Below are 18,546 nucleotides of genomic sequence, written 5' to 3' on the forward strand. Positions count from 1 at the left end.
ATATTACCCTTTATATAGATATTCGATCCGGATCTACCATGGGCTCTACCTCATCAGAGGACAGGAGTTCGCCATGATCTGCCCCAATGCTGCCAAGCCCGGTTACAAACCTTTAAGTCTTCTTCCGCGTCCGCTGGAAGCGATTCGCCAGTTCACCCCGAACTGGTTCGCCGCGACCATGGGCACGGGCGTGCTCGCGTTGGCGCTCGCGCAAGTGCCCGTCGCGATCCCCGGTTTGCACGCGATGGCCGAGGGCTTGTGGCTGTTCAATATCTTTCTGTTTGTGTTGTTTACCGGGTTGTACGCCGCGCGCTGGGTATTGTTCTTCGATGAGGCGCGACGGATTTTCGGTCACTCCACCGTTTCGATGTTTTTCGGCACGATTCCCATGGGCCTGGCGACCATCATCAACGGCTTCCTGGTGTTCGGTTTGCCACGTTGGGGCGACGGGGTGATTCATGTGGCTGAAGTGTTGTGGTGGCTGGATGTGGCGATGTCCCTGGCGTGCGGGGTGTTGATTCCGTACATGATGTTCACCCGTCAGGAACACAGCATCGACCAAATGACCGCTGTCTGGCTATTGCCCGTGGTCGCGGCAGAAGTGGCGGCCGCCAGCGGTGGACTGTTGGCGCCGCACCTGGCCGAGGCCCATGCGCAACTGGTGGTGCTGGTGACCAGCTACGTGCTGTGGGCATTTTCCCTACCGGTGGCGTTCAGCATTCTGACAATTCTGTTGTTGCGCATGGCGCTGCATAAACTGCCCCACGAAAACATGGCCGCCTCGAGCTGGCTGGCGCTCGGCCCAATCGGCACTGGCGCGCTGGGCATGTTGCTGCTGGGCGCCGATGCCCCGGCAATCTTCGCCGCCAATGGCTTGCCAGGCATTGGCGAAATCGCCGAGGGGCTGGGGTTGGTGGCCGGGATCACGCTGTGGGGCTTCGGGCTGTGGTGGATGTTGATCGCGGTGCTGATCACCGTGCGTTATATGCGCGCCGGCATCCCGTTTAACCTTGGCTGGTGGGGTTTCACTTTCCCGCTGGGCGTCTATTCTCTGGCAACGTTGAAACTGGCCAGCACCTTGAACCTCACCTTTTTCAGTGTCTTCGGCTGTGTGCTGGTGGCGTTGCTGGCGGTGATGTGGCTGATTGTCGGCAAGCGCACCGTGCAGGGCGCGTGGCGTGGCGAGCTGTTTGTATCGCCGTGCATTGCAGGATTAAAGAAATAACCTGCAAAGTTTAGGTAATGTGTGGCCTGGATCGGCGTTCGATATTCGAATAACAACATCCACGCCGCTCTCTACCTAACATCAGCTACCCAACATCAGGGAAACACGGAAGATGAGTCACCCCTCACAGTTCACCTTGCTCCGCACCCGGCGTTTCCTGCCGTTTTTCGTGACACAGTCCCTCGGGGCCTTCAACGACAACATCTTCAAGCAGTCGTTGATCCTCGCCATTCTGTACAAGTTGACCATCGACGGTGACCGCTCGATTTGGGTCAACCTGTGCGCGCTGTTGTTCATCCTGCCGTTCTTTCTGTTCTCGGCGCTGGCCGGGCAGTTCGGGGAAAAATTCGCCAAGGACGCGCTGATTCGTCTGATCAAGCTTGGCGAAATCGCGATCATGGCGGTCGGCGCGGTCGGCTTTATGTTCGATCACCTGTCGCTGATGCTGGTGGCGCTGTTCGCCATGGGCACTCACTCGGCGCTGTTCGGGCCGGTGAAGTATTCGATCCTGCCGCAAGCCTTGCGTGAAGAGGAACTGGTGGGCGGCAACGGCCTGGTGGAAATGGGCACGTTCCTGGCGATCCTCGCCGGGACCATTGGCGCGGGGATCATGATGTCGTCCGGGCACTACGCGCCCATCGTCTCCACCGCGATTGTCGGTGTCGCGGTGCTCGGTTACCTGGCCAGCCGCAGCATCCCCCGCGCGGCGGCCGCTTCCCCCGAGATGCGCCTGAACTGGAATATTTTCACTCAGTCCTGGGCCACCTTGAAGCTGGGCCTGGGGCAGACGCCAGCGGTGTCGCGTTCGATTGTCGGCAACTCGTGGTTCTGGTTTGTCGGGGCGATTTATCTGACGCAGATCCCGGCCTACGCCAAGGAATGGATGCACGGCGACGAGACCGTGGTGACGTTGATCCTGACCGTGTTCTCGGTGGGTATCGCCCTCGGTTCGATGCTCTGCGAGAAGCTTTCAGGGCGCAAAGTCGAGATCGGTCTGGTGCCTTTCGGCTCGTTTGGTCTGACCGTGTTTGGCTTGCTGCTGTGGTGGCATTCCGGCGGTATTCCGGACAGCGTGACCGGCCATGGCTGGATCGAAGTCCTTGGTTTCGGCCATACCTGGCTGGTGTTGATCGACATCCTCGGGCTGGGGATTTTCGGTGGTTTCTACATCGTGCCGCTGTATGCCCTGATTCAATCACGCACGGCCGAGAACGAGCGGGCGCGGGTGATCGCGGCCAACAACATTCTCAACGCATTGTTTATGGTGGTGTCGGCGATTGTCTCGATCGTGCTGCTGAGCATGGTGAAACTGTCGATCCCGCAATTGTTCCTGGTGGTGTCGCTGCTCAACATCGGCGTCAACGCCTACATCTTCAGCATCGTTCCCGAGTTCAGCATGCGTTTCATGATCTGGCTGCTCAGCCATTCCATGTACCGCGTGGAGCATCGCAACCTCGACCTGATTCCCGACGAAGGCGCGGCGTTGCTGGTGTGCAATCACGTTTCGTTTGTCGATGCCTTGCTGATTGGCGGCGCGGTGCGTAGGCCGATTCGCTTTGTGATGTACTACAAAATCTACAACCTGCCGGTGCTGAACTTTATCTTCCGCACGGCGGGGACGATTCCGATCGCGGGGCGTCAGGAAGACATCCAGATCTACGAAAAGGCCTTCAAGCGGATTGCCCAGTATCTGAAGGACGGCGAGTTGGTGTGCATCTTCCCTGAAGGAAAACTGACCGCTGACGGTGAGATCAATGAGTTCCGGGGCGGGCTGACGCGGATTCTCGAAGAGACACCGGTGCCGGTGATTCCGCTGGCGTTGCAAGGGTTGTGGGGGAGTTTCTTCAGCCGCGATCCGGGCAAGGGTTTGTTCCGCCGGTTGTGGTCGCGGGTGACCATCGTGGCAGGGCCGGCGGTGGCGGTTGAAGTGGCTGAGCCGGCGAAGTTGCAGGCGATGGTGGGGGAGTTGCGTGGGGCCGTTAGGTAGTTGGTGTGATTGAGGGCCTCTTCGCGAGCAGGCTCGCTCCCAGATTAGAAATTTGGTGTGTCACAAATAGCAGACACACCATTAATCCACTGTGGGAGCGAGCCTGCTCGCGAAAGCGGTAGCCGCCTAAGCGCTAACCTTAAGCCCAATCAAACCGGCAATAATCAACGCCACACTCGCCAACCGAAACAGCGCCATCGATTCCCCAAACAGAATAATCCCGGCGATCACCGTGCCCACCGCACCCACGCCCGTCCAGATCGCATAGGCCGTGCCCAGCGGCAATTCCTTCATGGCAAGGCCGAGCAAACCCAGGCTGATGGCCATGGCGACGACGGTGAGTGCGGTGGGGAGCGGGCGGCTGAAGCCGTCGGTGTATTTCAGGCCGACGGCCCAGCCGACTTCGAACAGGCCAGCGAAAAACAGAATGATCCAGGACATGAAAGACCTCCATCGATTGACGGGGTCGTCCCCAGATTAATGACTCGATCGAGCCGCGAGGTCGTCCTCGCGTTGCGCCATAGAGTGCCAATCCTTAACCCGGGGATCAAGTTTGGCGCTTACTCCGTTGCTTCCCGCGCGGCGATTTCGCGGTCTTCTTTCTCGCTCATCCGGCGGAAATAAGTCGAGAGCAGCGCCCCGGAAATGTTGTGCCACACACTGAACAACGCGCTCGGCACCGCCGCCAGTGGCGAGAAGTGCGCGCTGGCCAGCGCGGCGCCCAAACCGGAGTTCTGCATGCCGACTTCCAGTGCCAGCGACTTGCGCTGGGCCAGCGGCAGCTTGAACAGGCGCCCGGTGAAGTAACCCAGCAAGTAGCCAAAGCTGTTGTGCAGCATCACCACCGCCATGATCAGCAGGCCGGATTCGGCAATCTTCGCCTGACTGGCCGCCACCACCGCCGCGACGATGATCACGATGCTCACCACCGACACCAGCGGCAACACTTCTACCGCGTGACGCACCTTGTTGCCGAGTACCCGTTGCGCAATCACGCCGAGCACGATCGGCAGCAGCACCACTTGCAGGATCGACCAGAACAACTCCATGAACGACACCGGCAACCACGCCGAAGCCAGCAGCCAGATCAGCGCCGGGGTCAGTAGCGGGGCGAGGAGGGTGGTGACGGCGGCAATGGCCACCGACAGCGCCAGATCACCGCGAGCCAGCCAGGTCATCACATTCGACGACGTGCCGCTTGGGCAGCAACCGACCAGAATCACGCCGACCGCGATTTCCGGCGGCAGGTGAAACACCTGGCAAAGCAACCACGCCATACCCGGCATGATCACGAAATGAGCGACCACGCCCAGAGCCACGCGCCACGGATGGCGAGCGACTTCGGCGAAGTCTTCAAGCTTGAGGGTCAGGCCCATGCCGAACATCACCAGCCCCAGCAGCGGCACGATGGCGCCTTTCAGGCCAATGAACCACGCAGGCTGCAAGAACGCCACGACGGCGAAAATCAGCACCCAGTAGGCGAAGGTGTTGCCGACGAAGCGGCTTAAAGCGGCGAGGGCGCGCATGGCCTGATCCTTATTATTAAGTAACACCACAAATCGAATGTGGGATAGCAATGTGGGAGCGAGCCTGCTCGCGAAGGGGGAGTATCAGACAACATAAGTGTTGAGTGATAGACCGCTTTCGCGAGCAGGCTCGCTCCCACAGTGGATATCACAAAGCTTTAGATGCCTTGTGGGGTCTCTTCGCCACCCAACGCTTCAACCAGCGCCGGCAGGAAGTCGCCGAAGGTCAGCATCATCAAAGTGAAGCTGGCGTCGAGTTGGCCGAGGGCTTCTTCGCCGCCGTCCTGTTCCGCCTGATCCTGCAGCAAGTCTTCGAACTTCAGGCGTTTGACGGTCATTTTATCGTCGAGCATGAACGACAACTTGTCCTGCCAGGCCAGGGACAACTGAGTCACCACTTTGCCGGTGCTCAGGTGCAGCTGGATTTCTTCGCTGGTCAGGTCCTGACGCTTGCAGCGCACAATGCCGCCGTCTTCGTGGGTGTCGCGCAGTTCGCACTCGTCCAGTACAAAGAAGTCGTCCGCGGCTTTCTGGGTTTTGACCCAGTCGGTCATGGTGGCGGTCGGGGCCATTTTCACGGTCAGCGGACGTACCGGCAGCGTGCCGACTACTTCACGCAGGGTCGACAGCAGGTCTTCGGCGCGTTTCGGGCTGGCCGAGTTGACCAGGATCAGGCCTTGTTTCGGCGCGATGGCGGCGAAGGTCGACGAGCGACGGATAAAGGCGCGCGGCAGGAAAGCCAGGATGATTTCATCCTTGATCTGGTCACGCTCCTTCTTATAGACCTTGCGCATTTGCGTGGCTTCGATCTCTTCGACCTTTTCCTTCACCGCGTCACGCACGACGCTGCCCGGCAGAATGCGTTCTTCTTTACGGGCGGCGATCAGCAGGAAGTCGCCGCTGACGTGGGCCAACGGAGCATCTTCGCCCTTGCCGAATGGCGCGACGAAACCGTAGGTGGTCAACTCCTGGCTTGCACAAGGACGCGCCAGTTTGGTCGCCAGTGCAGTTTCCAACGCCTCGGCATCAAAAGGCAGATCTTGGGTCAGGCGATAGATAAGCAGGTTTTTGAACCACATGGGGCGAGTCTCTCCTTTATACAAAGGGGGGCATTATTCTCTTCGCGGCGCCATAGGCCAACCCTTCTCTAAGCCTTTGGAAGGCCTGAGAAAATTAATTAAAAAAGTGCTTGCCAGAGGTTGGGGTGCTCCGTAGAATGCGCGCCACACCGAAGCGAAGGGTGATTAGCTCAGCTGGGAGAGCGTCTGCCTTACAAGCAGAATGTCGGCGGTTCGATCCCGTCATCACCCACCATTCGTTCTTAGTGTTACGCGCAGCGGTAGTTCAGTCGGTTAGAATACCGGCCTGTCACGCCGGGGGTCGCGGGTTCGAGTCCCGTCCGCTGCGCCATATTCGGTAACCTGGAATACTGAACGCCAGGTCACCACGGAAAAGCCCGCTCACGCGGGTTTTTTTCTGCCTCAAGTTTGTACGTTGTTCCCGCAGGTCGTGTCGTTTCACCGGTTTTCAGATTTATTTGAAAAAATATTCAATTAAATCAACACTTTATGAAAATCTGTGGCACAATGCGCCCCGCAACGAAGGTAAAGGGTGATTAGCTCAGCTGGGAGAGCGTCTGCCTTACAAGCAGAATGTCGGCGGTTCGATCCCGTCATCACCCACCACTTTCACGCTACGCGCAGCGGTAGTTCAGTCGGTTAGAATACCGGCCTGTCACGCCGGGGGTCGCGGGTTCGAGTCCCGTCCGCTGCGCCATATTCGGTAACCTGGAACGCTGAACGCCAGGTCACCACACAGAAAGCCCGCTTAATGCGGGCTTTTTGTCGTCTGGGATTTGACTGACTGCCGCGATTCCCCTGTGGGAGCGGGCTTGCTCGCGAAAGCGGTGTGTCAGGCGCCGAAGATGTTGGCTGACAGTCCGCTTTCGCGAGCAAGCCCGCTCCCACAAGGGGTTGTGTGTATTTGTGGGTTATTGCTCGGCGTTGCGGCTGTGGCGGTAATCGCTCACCGCTTCATATACCGCTTTGCGCAGACGATTAATCCCGCCAATCGGACGATGCGCTTCCAGCCCGAACCACGGGTTGAACGACTGGTTATCGCATTGCAGATTCAGCGCCGGGGTATCGAAATCCTGCGCCGGCACGTTGATCTTCGCGACCGTCTCGAACGGCGCATCACTCTCGCGCCATTCAATGCTCGTGTCCTCGATCGGCATGTACTTGTTCGCATCCTGGCGCTGGATCTGCAGGACGAAGCACGCCGGCACGCGGTCTGTGGATAACTGTTGATTCAGCGCACTGCGCAGGAAGTTCGGCAGGTCCTGATTCTGCTTCGGCAGGTTATAGACCGGGCAGCTTCCTGGATCCGGCATCACCCGAAATTTGGCATTGGCTTCCCCGAACTTGTAAGGCGAAACCGAAAAGTACGTAGTCTGCGTCGGACTGTCCGGGGCAGGGGAGAGCGTCGCCAGGGCAATAAACAAATGACGCACCTGCCACGTGCGCGGATCCCAACCTGGAAAGAACGCCATCACTGACTTACCGTCAGCCTGTGCGGCCACATTCTGACGGTACTCGGCGACATCGCTGACAAAGAAATTCGGATGACTGAACATCACGAAGTCCTGCTCGTGACGATTCGCCTGATCGGGCAGCAACGGGTTGCCTGGCACATCGAGCAACTTGATCGCCATACCCCGGGCATCGCGGATGCTGTCGAACTGTGGATAGGCGTTGCCATTCGACAGGCGCACGGTGGCTTGCCAGGTTTTACCCGGTTCACTGAACACACCTTGACGCAGTTCCGCCGCCAGATCCGGCAACACCTGGACCTCAGCCTTCACACAGCCATGGGCCTTGGCATGGGCATCGCGCAGATAGCGGGTGCTTTCACGGTGTTGATCGACGATGCGCACGGCGGTCTGGATGATGTCCTGGGTCATCGCCGCTTCACCGGCCGGGATCTGCTCATCGGCGGATACCGCGCCGCTGTGCTGCCAGGCAAACCACGCAGTGGCCAACGCCCAACCCAAAAGCCCCAGGCCCAGCAGCCAAATCAGAAGTTTTCCGAGGAGGGCGCCGAGGCGCAGCCAAAGCGTAATCAGCATGAGCAAATCCTTTTGACGAAGACAGGGTTCATGGCAATTGCGCCTCCAGCGGACCACCCAGGACTTTCAGGTATTCCAGCAGCTCCCAGCGTTCCTGCGGTTGCAGCAAGCGGCCGATGACGCCGTTGCCACGCTCACCGGCGCGGAATTCGTGGCCGCTGTTGTGATTGCCGGTGATGCGCGTATCGAACACAAAGCCGTTGTTAAAGGCTTCGGTGCGATAACCAAGATGCCGAGGGTCGTACTCGAAGCTGCCTTTATAGAAAGTGGTCGCGCGCTCGTCCTGGGGCGAGAGCAACTGATAAATGCTCGGCACCGAACCGTTGTGCAGGAACGGCGCCGTGGCCCACACGCCGGCCAATGGCCTGGCCTTATAGGCGCGCAGTTCCTGGACACCAATCGGCAAGCCGAAACCATCCAGTTTCGGTCGCTCTGCTGGCGTGACGTTGGCCTCGCGGTACGCCCGGTTCTCGACGAACGCCGTGACGTAGGCCAGCCCCTTGGCCACTGAGAGCTTGCTCAAGTCCAGCGGCTCGGTGGGTTTGGGATGCAATTGCACGTCCAGTTGCCCAAGCTCCGCCGGGTCCCATTGCAGCGACGTCAGGTCGAAACGGTGGTCGGCGATATTGTCGGCAGCCGTGGGGTCGGTGCCGATGGCGGCGACCGGAATCAGTTTGAGTTGTTGCACCTCGCGTCCGTCAACCGGCTTCACTCGCGGCACATGGCAACCGGCGCAGTTTTCGGCGAACAACGCTCGACCTTGAGCGGCCAAGGGTTTATCGACGCTGCCCAGCACATCCTCCGGCCAGGCTGGCGGTTTGAGGCGTTGCAGGGTTTCTTCGATCAGGTTCAGGTCGCGCACGCGCACGCTCGAAGGGTAGCGAGCATCGCCTTGCAGCGGCTGGCCGTTGGCGTCGAAGAAATTCAGCGTCGCGCCGACACCCAGTGCTTCGCCGATATTGCGCGCCATCGGTTGCTGCGCCGAGCCGTTCCACTGCACCCAGTCGAACGTCCAGATATCCCACAACTGTGGATAATCCACCGGAGCATTGGCCACGCGGTAGTTGGCGGGGGAAATCGCATCGCCGAAGGTGGCGTTGGCGATACGTCCGAACGCATCGGCGCGGCCGGGGCCTTCTTCGGTCGGATAGAGTCCGCGATGCGTGTCGTTCCACGCGACTTTCACAAAGGTATCGAGTGAGTCTTTGAAGTTCTCGCGTAGGGCTTTATGTCCAGCGTCGTAGTCCGCGCCCAACACGTTGCGTGCGAAACGTTCGAATTTCCACGGGTTGTAATACGTCGACACAAGACTGGCGACCAATGCCTGGCCGAAACTGCCACCGCGCAAGGTCGGCACGCTGGACGGCAGCACATGCTGCGCCGTGCCGCCATCGATCCGTACGGCTTGGCCTTTGAAGCGCAATTCGCCGGTGTGGCAAGCGGCACAGGTGATGTCGAGGAATTGCTCCTGACTGCCGGGATTCTGGTGCCGGGCAAAGCCCACGGGCAAGTTGCCCGGGTTGTTCTGCGCGGCTTTCTGCGCGGGATCGATCAGAAAACCGAAGCGCGCGAGGTATTCAGGGGCGGCGAATCGCTGCTGCGAAAACGGCAGTTCCAACGCCTCGAACCATTCGTAACGCAGGCCTTTGACCTGGGTGCCCTGGGGGGTGAAGTAGTAAGTCTGACGATCAGCCGCGCTCCACTGCTCCAGGTAATGCACCTGTTGCGCGGGGGAGTAGTCGGGCAGCTTCGGATTGGCCACGTAGTACAGAACCACGGCCAACCCGAGCACCAGCAGCACAACGGTCAGAACCAGCAAGCGGGATAAGAGGCGCAAGATAAACATCCTTGTCGATTTTTAGCTCTCTTATGCCTCAGCTCCATGGGTGGCGGCAAGTGGCCATTACGCCAGATGTTGTGGGATCCGGCATCGACGTCTATAAGAAGAAGATGACAGAAACTTCATCCAGCTCATTCCCGAAATGCTTTAAAAGACCTGAACTTATCAGCAGTATCCTGCTCTCATGCCGGTAGCCATTGGTCGTGGCCGCCTGATAAGCTCGCGGCTTTATTCGATTGCCCTTTAGGCGCATGAACAAGGAAATAGCATGAAACAGCATCGGTTGGCGGCGGCGGTGGCCCTGGTAAGCCTGGTACTTGCGGGTTGTGATTCGCAGACCAGCGTAGAGCTGAAAACCCCGGCGCAAAAAGCTTCCTACGGGATTGGCCTGAACATGGGCAAGAGCCTGGCTCAGGAAGGCATGGATGATCTGGATTCCAAGGCCGTAGCCCAAGGCATCGAAGATGCCGTCGGCAAGAAAGAACAAAAGCTGAAGGACGACGAACTGGTCGAGGCCTTCGCAGCACTGCAAAAGCGTGCAGAAGAACGCATGGCGAAAATGAGCGAAGAGTCGGCAGCCGCTGGCAAGAAATTCCTCGAAGACAACGCCAAGAAAGCCGGTGTAGTGACCACTGCATCCGGTCTGCAATATGAAGTCGTGAAAAAAGCCGACGGCCCTCAGCCTAAGCCGACCGACGTAGTGACTGTTCACTACACCGGCAAGTTGACCAACGGCACTACCTTTGACAGCTCGGTTGATCGCGGTAGCCCGATTGATCTGCCGGTCAGCGGTGTGATCCCGGGTTGGGTCGAAGGCCTGCAACTGATGCACGTCGGCGAGAAGTACAAGCTGTTCATTCCTAGCGACCTGGCTTACGGCGCGCAAAGCCCAAGCCCGGCAATCCCGGCCAACTCGGTGCTGGTATTCGACCTGGAACTGCTGGCAATCAAAGATCCAGCGAAACAAGACGCCGCCAAGTAATCGACGTCTGCTACAAAAACAACGCCTCGCATTCAGCGGGGCGTTGTTGTATCTGGCATTTGGCAAAGCACAAAGAAAGCGAACGGATGCTGTAGGCTGGAGTCATAGCCAGTGTGAGCGCTTGGGCTAGCCGCACCGGACCGCCAAGTCAATGAAATCTTGGGTTTTTTTATGTGAGTAAAAAACGCCCGATCTGAGTTGAGCCCTTATAAAACGGGGCTCTCAGCCGTGAAATGCAGCTCTGTTCACAAGGTTATCCACAATTTGTGTGGATAACATTTCAGCGGGAGGAAAAGATGAAAGCACCCTGGAATTTCGCTCGTTTCCTGCCATTGGCCGGACGCCTTCTCGCCCGAGGTCGCCTGCCGACCCTGCTGTTCGCCGTGGCCAGCAAAGGCGCCAGCGAAGGTGGTCGCCTAGGCAAACTCAAGGACGACCTGCGCCTGTTGCAGGCCCTGTGCCTGGCCTACTGGCGTGGCGAGTATCGGGCCATCAGCCGCAAATCGATCCTGACCGTCGTGGCTGGCCTGATGTACTTCCTCAGTCCACTCGACGCCATCCCGGATTTTATCCCGGTGTTCGGCATGCTCGACGACATCGCCGTGCTGGCCTGGGTGATGAAAACCCTCGACGACGAACTCAACGCCTTCCGCGCCTGGCGCAATCGGCAGTTGCCGGAGAAGCTCGCGGTGGTCGAACGACTGCCCGATACCCCGGAACAACTTCAGCTCCAAGCGCCAAAAAAAGACCGGATTGATTGAGTTTCGTCCATAGATTGATGCCCCCGCGACCTTGGCCGCTGTTAGGATTACACTTCAAGGGAAAAGTGCCGACTCGCTAAGTGTCGTTGTCCTACGGGGAAGTCATGGATATTCAGATAATCACACGCGAAGGCGAGCCCGAATATGCGGTTTTGCCATGGGCTCAGTATCAGGCTCTACTGAAAGCAGCAGGCATCGATCCACAACCGCCGCGGGCCGCTCCAGAGCGTCCGACGGCAACACCAGACCAGATTCTTCCGGGTCTGGATCAACTCCGCAGTTTGCGCGAAGGGAAGGGCATCGCCATTGAGGCGCTCGCCCGCACGGTAGGCATCAGCCCGTCTTATCTGGCCTTGATCGAAAGTGGCGAGCGTCTACCCGACGCTGCGATTCGCCGCAGCCTGGCCTGGGAATTGACGGTGCCAGGGTGGAGGGATGAATCGTGAGCGTACGCATCAGTCGTCAACATTGGGACGGGTTATTGGGCGAGTTGGACCAGGCGCGCCGCCAGCGCCATCTACTGACCTACCGAGCACTGCTCGAGCGTTTGCAATTGCCCACACCGGCCATGCAAACCCTCACCGCTGCCCTTGAACACCTCGCCGCACTCGACGCTAAAGCCGAGCAGCCCCTGCGCAGCTCACTGGTGATCAGCCAGGGCGCGAGCCGCCTGCCGCGCACCGGCTTCTTCGAATGCGTCGAACGCCTGGGGCGCTTCTCCGGCCCATCCGACGGTGTCGCCGCTGCTTCTTGGCATGCCTCGGAAGTGGTGCGGGTGTTCGAATACGAGTACCCCGAATCCGCGGAGGCTTGAGTGTTTTTACGACTCAAGGCGTGGGCCGGTTACCGACTGGCCCGTAGGCTGTTTCACTGGTCATGGTTCGTGCGACAGCCCCGAGGCTGGAAATGGCTCGAAGGCCAATTCGCCCGTATGGCCAACCTCGGCGACGTCGGCGCGCAAAGCTTCTACGGCCACATCCTGACCTTTCGCGGCGTTGGCCTTGGTGCTCGCGAGGAAGGCGTGCGATTACTGCGCCTGGCGGCGTTGGCGGGGGATGGCAAAGCGGCGTATCAGATTGGCGTGATCAGTTTGGCGGGCACGCCGAGCAAAGCGCCGGACCCGGTGGAAGCGGCGCGATTCTGGCGGATTGCGCTGAAGGCTGGACATCCGTTGGCTGAGATCAAATTGAAAGGGTTGCCGAGCGATAGCGATTCGCAGTGATCCGCCGATTGATCAATAAGCAGACGCGGCGGGGTGAATCCTACGATCGTTCACGAAAAATACCCGCCCGCGTCTTTACGCTTGTCGCACGCAATGACTACCCCTTATAAAGGCAACTTTCCCTCTCGAAGTAAAAGGATACGAGCATGAGCAATGCCTGGAATGAAGGGTATTTCACCGACGAAGGCTACACCTACAGCTACAGCCGTGAAATCAATCCAGTCTTCCTGCGCTATTGCTTGTTGTTGCGTGGTTTTGCCAGCCTGGAGACAACCGAGGGCTATCACTGCGAGTTGGGCTTCGGGCAGGGCGTCTCGATCAATATCCATGCCGCAGCCAATCCAGGGTCCTGGGTAGGCACTGACTTCCATCCGGGCCAGGCGGCTCATGCCAATGCGCTTGCGACTGCCTGGGGCAGCGATGCGCAACTGTATGACGACAGCTTCGAGCAACTGCTGGCCCGTCATGATTTGCCGCAATTCGACAGCATCAGCCTGCATGGCATCTGGACGTGGGTCAGTCGCGACAATCAAAAATTGATCGTCGAATTCGCCCGTCGTCACCTCAAGCCAGGTGGTCTGCTGTACATCAGCTACAACTGCTTCCCCGGCTGGTCGCCTTTGGCGCCATTGCGTCATCTGTTCAGCCTGCACGACCGCTTTGGGACAAACCGTTCCGAAAGCCCGGACCAGCGCATAGACGCCGCATTGCAATTCTCCGAAGCGCTGCTGGCGGCCAACCCTAACTACGCCGCCTCGGCCCCGAACCTGAACACCAAGTTGCAGAGCATCAAAGGCCAGGATCGGCAGTACGTCGCCCACGAATACTTCAACCGCGACTGGAACTGCATGTACTTCACCGACGTGGTCGAAGCCCTGGCGCCGGCCAAACTCGACTTCGCCACGACGGCCGTGCCACTGGATACGGTCGATCCGCTCAACTTGAGTGCAGAAGGCATGGACTTTCTGGAGGGCATCGATCATCCGATCGTGCGCGAACAAGCGCGTGACTACTTCGTCAATCAGAATTTCCGTCGAGATGTGTACGTGCGCGGTGCCAACCGACTGTCCGCTTCGGAACAGCGCCAAGGCATGTTCAATACACGTTTTGTCCTGCTGCAGGCGGCAGACAGTGTCTCCGATACCATCAAGGGGCCGGCAGGCGAAGCGTCGCTACAGGCAGAAGTATATGGCCCCGTACTCGAAGCGCTGGCGGCCAGCGGCTATATGCCCAAAACGTTGCGCCAGTTATCAGGGGCCGTGCCCTCGATGTCTTACGACGATCTGGTGCAGGCCATCACCGTACTGGTAGGGATGAACGCAGCGGCACCGTGCCAGAGCGAAGCGGCCGAGAAGCTGGTACAGGCACGCTGCAGCACCCTCAACTTGCAGCTCTGCAAACGCTCGCTGCTCAGCAACAAAATCCAGGTCCTGGCCAGTCCGGTAACGGGTGGCGGCGTGCCGATCAGCCGCTTCCAGCAGCTGTTCCTGATATCAATCAAACAAGGCAAAAAACACCCTGCGGAATGGGCGCAACTGGCCTGGAACGTCATCAACGAACATGGCGAAGGTCTGCTCAAGGACGGTAAAGCGCTGACCACGGCTGAAGAAAATATTGCCGAACTGACCGAACAGGCTGAAGCGTTTGCCGGGAAATCGCTGGTGATACTCAAGGCGTTGGGCATCATTTAACCCACAGAGTCATTGATGCACCTGACAGCGGATGTCAGGTGTTAATGAGTTAAATCCAATCAAGGAAGATAAAAATAGTGAAAACAGCTATCGGCGCCCTGTTATTGGTTTGCCTGACCACCAGCGCACTCGCTGACTCCGTCGGCTTCCAGGCCTCCACGCTGCCAGACCCGCAAAACCAACGGCCGGTGGAGATGGTCGTCTGGTACCCCACTGCAAGCACCGCCACCCCGCAACTGTTCGGCGACAATCCCGTATTCGTCGGCGCCCTCGCTGTGCCCAACGCCCCACCGACTGCTGGCGAACACCCATTAGTGGTGATCTCCCACGGTAACGGCGGTAGTTGGATCAACCAGACATGGCTGGCCAGCGCACTCGCCCACAAGGGTTACATCGTCGCGGCAGTCAACCACCCCGGCACCACCAGCCGAGACCGCAACCCCCAAGCCGCCGCACAACTATGGCAACGACCCGCCGACCTCAGTCGGGCTATCGACGCAGTCACGGCTCAGCCGGAAAAATTTGGTGTGGTCGCCAAGCATCGAATTGCGGCTGTGGGGCATTCGCTTGGCGGGTGGACCGTCATGGAAATCGCCGGGGCACGGTTTGATCCTGATCGGTTTGCCAAGGACTGCATTGACCATTCGAAGTTGGCCAGTTGCACCGCCTACCAAGCGATGAACCCCGCGAGCACTCCGGCATCGACGGCCCGGTTGGCTGCTGATCTGCGAGATAAACGTGTTACTGCCGTTGTTTCATTGGACTTGGGGTTATCGCGTGGGATGACTGATGAAAGTCTCGCGAAGTTGCCGGTGCCGACGTTGGTGATTGCGGCGGGTGTGCCGTCTGAAGAGCTTCCCGCGCAGTTGGAGTCTGCTGATTTGGTTAAGCGTCTGCCGCAAGCGTCGACGCGCTATGTTGAGGTTAGTGATGCTAGTCACTTTAGTTTTATGGCGGTGTGTAAGCCTGGGGCGGTGAGGATGCTTGAAGAGGATGTGCCTGGGGATGGGATTATTTGTGGGGATGGGGAGGGTGGGAGAGCGCGGGAGGTGATTCAGGGGCAGGTTATTTCGTTGATTGATGAGTTTCTGGCGCAGTCTTCTCGGGGGCAAAGATAACGAGTTTATTACCTACGGGCACTCAGGGATTATCGATGGTCGCCACGGTCACTGCCGTAACTTCGGCGTTAGCTGCTAACTAAAGCTGTCTGGGAATGACCGCTTTGGGGGCGATTGCGCTATTTACGGAAGGCAGCAATCGGCCAAAAGCGGACATTCAGCATCCTTCCTAGCCGATAACCGACTCTAGCAACTACCGACTAAACCTTTCCCGTGGGTATGATATGAGCGAGCTGCCCCGAGCGTTTTCGCTTTAAAGTGAAGCAAGCCCGAAGCTACCATCGCTGTTATGAAGGAGCGGCGGAGGAAATTTTTTCCGCATATTGCGAGTGTTTGACCCTAACGGCACCCGAGAAATTATCTTTAAGAATCATTTTTATTGCAAAAAAAACGCGAGCGTTCTATGCAAAATCATATAGCTCGACCCTTAAACATCACTCGATTCCAAATCCGCGCAATTACAATCTGGAGACGGAAAGATACAATATATCTAATTCCCGAGTCACACCTTCATTATTTTCCACATAGTCAATATCAATGTATTCGAACAAGAACTCCTTGCTGAACTCCACATTAGAAAAGTTTTCCGACCACTCTCCGCGCCAAGGCAGGCGCTCTTGAAAAACTCTATCTTTAACCTGCTTCATAAAAACGAACTGATCGTCCACTATTTTAAACTGCACATCGAAGTTATCCACAGAGAACGTACACCGAAAGGAGACCTTGATGATCCCCTTGGCCTCCATGATGTCCACCTCATCATCAATTTGGATCTGGCTTTCAATAACTTCGCAGCGGATAGTGTCTTGTTCGATATTCACATCCAAAAAAGCTCCAAATATGTCCAACAATAGTTCCGCGTCCACATCGGAAAGCCGCACCCTAACGGCTCTTACCAATTTTTCATTGAATGTGCTGATGACTTCACTGCTGCATGATTGCCCGATATTCGAACTCAGTGCACTAAACAGCACCGTCGCCGAACGAGCCACATATACGTTAGACAAACCATACTGGTCGTCCAACGGCAGCAACGGATTCTCTTTCTTAGACAATGCCTTAGCGCAAGCGAAATCTGCAACATTTTCAGTGAGGAGGAGTACGTTATCTTGCACGCCCCGCTTCAGGTACTCCTCAATAGATGCAACGATCAAAAAATCCTTATAGCCTTTCTCCCGCACCCCAACATCCGTAAACGGCTTTTTTTGCTGATACATTCTCTCCACGACATCCTTATGCCTGACAGCAGGGTAAGGAAGTAACTTCACACCGTTAACAGCAATAAAATCATCTAATCGGCGCGTGTATTTTTGACGTGATGAATCCAACTTCTTGGCAACAGTATTTTTGCTCAACACCCCCTGCAAACCTAGCCTATCAAGTTTATCGGACAGTCCAATTAGTTCTTTGCTAGCAACTTCCATGTCCTTAGCGTAGTTTCCGATGCATTCATCACGAACAACTTCTGGGATGCAAATCTCCAGCGCATAGAAGCTCTTGGTTTTTATCATTTTCTGCAGTGCATTGCCGCGTAGCGGATAGTCGCGCATGAGAAAATTTGCATCAATGACTACGGAGTGAAATTTCATCAAAAACTCTGCATTAGATAACAGAGCGCTACGCTATCTATGTGGGACAAAAGGCACAAGCGAATCTTCCTCTAACGCTGCGGACATGGCACGCACAGTTACTCGCATCTAGTCGTTTTGGCCCCTGATGAGAGGTAGCTTTCGGACGAAGGCAGTCTGTCGTGAGCGGCAGAAAACCACCCAAAGCTGCCAGTAGCATACGGATTAAGTTAAGCCCCTGTTACCGTGCTGAAGGCGTTCACAATCTTCGCCGATGAGCTGGCCACTCTAGACGTAACCCCTGCGTGGTTTCAGGGAATACGGCAACATATCTAGCGGACAACCCGTTGCCATGGGACTGACGACCCCACAGCGACGCTATGAATTCCTTTGTCTCGAAGTCAGAGCACATGGCATTCTGCTTCAGTCATCACAGGGGCGTAGGCATGAGCGGAAAGCAAAGTAAAAGAAACCGAAAGCGGCAGGCTCAGCAGACTATGCCACGGCTTGACGCGGTGTATGGCAGCGTCCTTGAGAACGTAACCTCGCTCACCGTCACCATTGATGCCCAAGGTCGGATTAGCATTCCCGAGATTGATCCTGCAAGCATCCAGAGACGCCTAACTCATGAGCGGGAAGGTAAACAAGACAAGGTGATCTATGCTGCCCCGGCGACTGACTTTACGCACGAAGCCAGTCAGTGGGCTGAGTTGGTGCAACACTTTGATTATCTTATGGCGGTAGACACGAACACGCTCAAGGAGCGCAAGAGTGGCATTCGCATAAGCGTCTGTTCAATTTACTGTTTTTCCAACGAGCTTGCCCGACTTGGCCCGAGTGACAGTGCTATGCATGTGGAGTCATACCTTATCTGTGACGCCAGTGAGGATTCGTCTATTAGCCCTGAGCTATTAGGGTGGCATCTTGCGATAAGTCGTCATACCGTATTGGCACGTCAAGCCAATAAACGCGTCGGCCTCATCACCGATCATGACTTAGGTAAACACGCTGACATCAATGCTGGTCGTGCTACGTACTTCGATGGTACCGCCCTCCCTCCCGGAGTAAAGCTGCTCTACGCCTCATCAGACAAGGCCGATAATTTCGCCAATCAGCTTATACGTCATTGCGATACTGCTGCGACCACGATTCTGGATAGGTTTTCAAAATTTCAGATGCGGCAATTTCTATACCCTGACCCCATAGAATTTGGTTCTGCGTTCTGTTTCCGCGTGAGTGTTTCGACTACTCCCTCGATTAATCCATCTTAAATACCACAAATACTCCTTTAGTCCGTTCGCGGTGCAAACGGCTGCTTTCGGCCGAAAACGGTCACCCCCGTCGAATGGAAAAATAGGGCAGGGCTGTAGCGAAGTTGCTCGCACAGTTTGCTCTTCTACTTGAGCGAAATTTCCGGGCAAGGTCTTCGGAAATTTCCTTCGAGTTGCGGCGGTTTTGGTGAACTGGTGCGCGGTGAAGTCAATCGGTAGGCTTTGGTG

General features: G+C 57.1%; 16 protein-coding genes and 4 tRNA genes. 14 read left to right on the top strand and 6 right to left on the bottom strand.

Annotation, left to right across the window (positions count from 1 at the left end):
* Nucleotides 1-73: 73 nt before the first annotated feature.
* Nucleotides 74-1,225 (top strand): TDT family transporter, encoded by a 1,152-nt coding sequence (locus LOY68_RS09025; protein WP_265044200.1) that lies wholly within the window; start codon nucleotides 74-76, stop codon nucleotides 1,223-1,225.
* Nucleotides 1,226-1,337: 112 nt separating this feature from the next.
* On the top strand, nucleotides 1,338-3,212 hold the full coding sequence (locus tag LOY68_RS09030; protein WP_054615695.1) for an MFS transporter: 1,875 nt from the start codon (nucleotides 1,338-1,340) through the stop codon (nucleotides 3,210-3,212).
* Between the two features lie 126 nt (nucleotides 3,213-3,338).
* On the opposite strand, the gene sugE is transcribed toward LOY68_RS09030, so the two are convergent.
* The 3 genes from sugE to rdgC all read right to left on the bottom strand — a co-directional run bounded on the left by sugE (nucleotide 3,339) and on the right by rdgC (nucleotide 5,817).
* The gene (gene sugE / locus LOY68_RS09035) at nucleotides 3,339-3,653 is read right to left on the bottom strand and encodes a quaternary ammonium compound efflux SMR transporter SugE (RefSeq protein WP_265044202.1); all 315 of its coding nucleotides are present in this window, start codon (nucleotides 3,651-3,653) and stop codon (nucleotides 3,339-3,341) included.
* Nucleotides 3,654-3,772: 119 nt separating this feature from the next.
* Nucleotides 3,773-4,738, bottom strand: a complete 966-nt coding sequence (locus LOY68_RS09040; RefSeq protein ID WP_054049553.1) for a bile acid:sodium symporter family protein — start codon at nucleotides 4,736-4,738, stop codon at nucleotides 3,773-3,775.
* 158 nt (nucleotides 4,739-4,896) lie between these two features.
* Nucleotides 4,897-5,817, bottom strand: a complete 921-nt coding sequence (gene rdgC, locus LOY68_RS09045; protein WP_054049554.1) for a recombination-associated protein RdgC — start codon at nucleotides 5,815-5,817, stop codon at nucleotides 4,897-4,899.
* Nucleotides 5,818-5,976: 159 nt separating this feature from the next.
* Between rdgC and LOY68_RS09050 the strand changes: the two genes are divergently transcribed.
* From LOY68_RS09050 to LOY68_RS09065, 4 genes are all read left to right on the top strand, one after another.
* Nucleotides 5,977-6,052, top strand: a tRNA-Val gene (locus LOY68_RS09050).
* 19 nt (nucleotides 6,053-6,071) lie between these two features.
* Nucleotides 6,072-6,148, top strand: a tRNA-Asp gene (locus LOY68_RS09055).
* A gap of 199 nt (nucleotides 6,149-6,347) precedes the next feature.
* Nucleotides 6,348-6,423: transfer RNA gene (locus LOY68_RS09060), tRNA-Val, on the top strand.
* A gap of 14 nt (nucleotides 6,424-6,437) precedes the next feature.
* Nucleotides 6,438-6,514, top strand: a tRNA-Asp gene (locus LOY68_RS09065).
* A 214-nt stretch (nucleotides 6,515-6,728) separates the two neighbouring features.
* Here LOY68_RS09065 and LOY68_RS09070 read toward each other — a convergent pair.
* Together LOY68_RS09070 and LOY68_RS09075 are read right to left on the bottom strand one after the other, a co-directional pair.
* A complete protein-coding gene (locus LOY68_RS09070) occupies nucleotides 6,729-7,865 on the bottom strand; it encodes a catalase family protein (protein WP_265044203.1) in 1,137 nt (378 codons plus the stop codon).
* A gap of 28 nt (nucleotides 7,866-7,893) precedes the next feature.
* A complete protein-coding gene (locus tag LOY68_RS09075; RefSeq protein WP_265044205.1) occupies nucleotides 7,894-9,702 on the bottom strand; it encodes a cytochrome c in 1,809 nt (602 codons plus the stop codon).
* Nucleotides 9,703-9,973: 271 nt separating this feature from the next.
* On the opposite strand from LOY68_RS09075, the gene LOY68_RS09080 reads away from it, so the two are divergent.
* The 7 genes from LOY68_RS09080 (at nucleotide 9,974) to LOY68_RS09110 (ending at nucleotide 15,479) form a co-directional block, all read left to right on the top strand.
* Nucleotides 9,974-10,687, top strand: coding sequence for an FKBP-type peptidyl-prolyl cis-trans isomerase (locus LOY68_RS09080; protein ID WP_054049558.1), 714 nt, complete (start codon nucleotides 9,974-9,976; stop codon nucleotides 10,685-10,687).
* A 296-nt stretch (nucleotides 10,688-10,983) separates the two neighbouring features.
* Complete coding sequence (locus tag LOY68_RS09085) at nucleotides 10,984-11,448, top strand: YkvA family protein (protein ID WP_054049560.1); 465 nt, start codon at nucleotides 10,984-10,986, stop codon at nucleotides 11,446-11,448.
* 104 nt (nucleotides 11,449-11,552) lie between these two features.
* Nucleotides 11,553-11,894, top strand: coding sequence for a helix-turn-helix domain-containing protein (locus LOY68_RS09090; protein WP_054049562.1), 342 nt, complete (start codon nucleotides 11,553-11,555; stop codon nucleotides 11,892-11,894).
* Complete coding sequence (locus LOY68_RS09095) at nucleotides 11,891-12,262, top strand: hypothetical protein (RefSeq protein WP_003223109.1); 372 nt, start codon at nucleotides 11,891-11,893, stop codon at nucleotides 12,260-12,262. Before LOY68_RS09090 ends, LOY68_RS09095 begins: the two co-directional genes overlap by 4 nt.
* Nucleotides 12,263-12,670, top strand: coding sequence for a sel1 repeat family protein (locus LOY68_RS09100; protein WP_054049564.1), 408 nt, complete (start codon nucleotides 12,263-12,265; stop codon nucleotides 12,668-12,670).
* Nucleotides 12,671-12,816: 146 nt separating this feature from the next.
* Nucleotides 12,817-14,361: a class I SAM-dependent methyltransferase gene (locus tag LOY68_RS09105; protein WP_265044221.1), complete on the top strand. Its 1,545-nt coding sequence runs from the start codon at nucleotides 12,817-12,819 to the stop codon at nucleotides 14,359-14,361.
* 77 nt (nucleotides 14,362-14,438) lie between these two features.
* The gene (locus LOY68_RS09110) at nucleotides 14,439-15,479 is read left to right on the top strand and encodes an alpha/beta hydrolase family protein (protein WP_265044222.1); all 1,041 of its coding nucleotides are present in this window, start codon (nucleotides 14,439-14,441) and stop codon (nucleotides 15,477-15,479) included.
* Nucleotides 15,480-15,937: 458 nt separating this feature from the next.
* Here LOY68_RS09110 and LOY68_RS09115 read toward each other — a convergent pair whose 3' ends face one another.
* Nucleotides 15,938-17,068, bottom strand: a complete 1,131-nt coding sequence (locus LOY68_RS09115; RefSeq protein WP_265044224.1) for a PIN domain-containing protein — start codon at nucleotides 17,066-17,068, stop codon at nucleotides 15,938-15,940.
* 425 nt (nucleotides 17,069-17,493) lie between these two features.
* Between LOY68_RS09115 and LOY68_RS09120 the strand changes: the two genes are divergently transcribed.
* Complete coding sequence (locus LOY68_RS09120; protein WP_163909147.1) at nucleotides 17,494-18,318, top strand: hypothetical protein; 825 nt, start codon at nucleotides 17,494-17,496, stop codon at nucleotides 18,316-18,318.
* The last annotated feature ends 228 nt before the right edge of the window (nucleotides 18,319-18,546 follow it).

The sequence above is a fragment of the Pseudomonas sp. B21-053 genome, from assembly GCF_026016365.1.
GTDB classification, from domain to species: Bacteria; Pseudomonadota; Gammaproteobacteria; order Pseudomonadales; family Pseudomonadaceae; genus Aquipseudomonas; species Aquipseudomonas nunensis.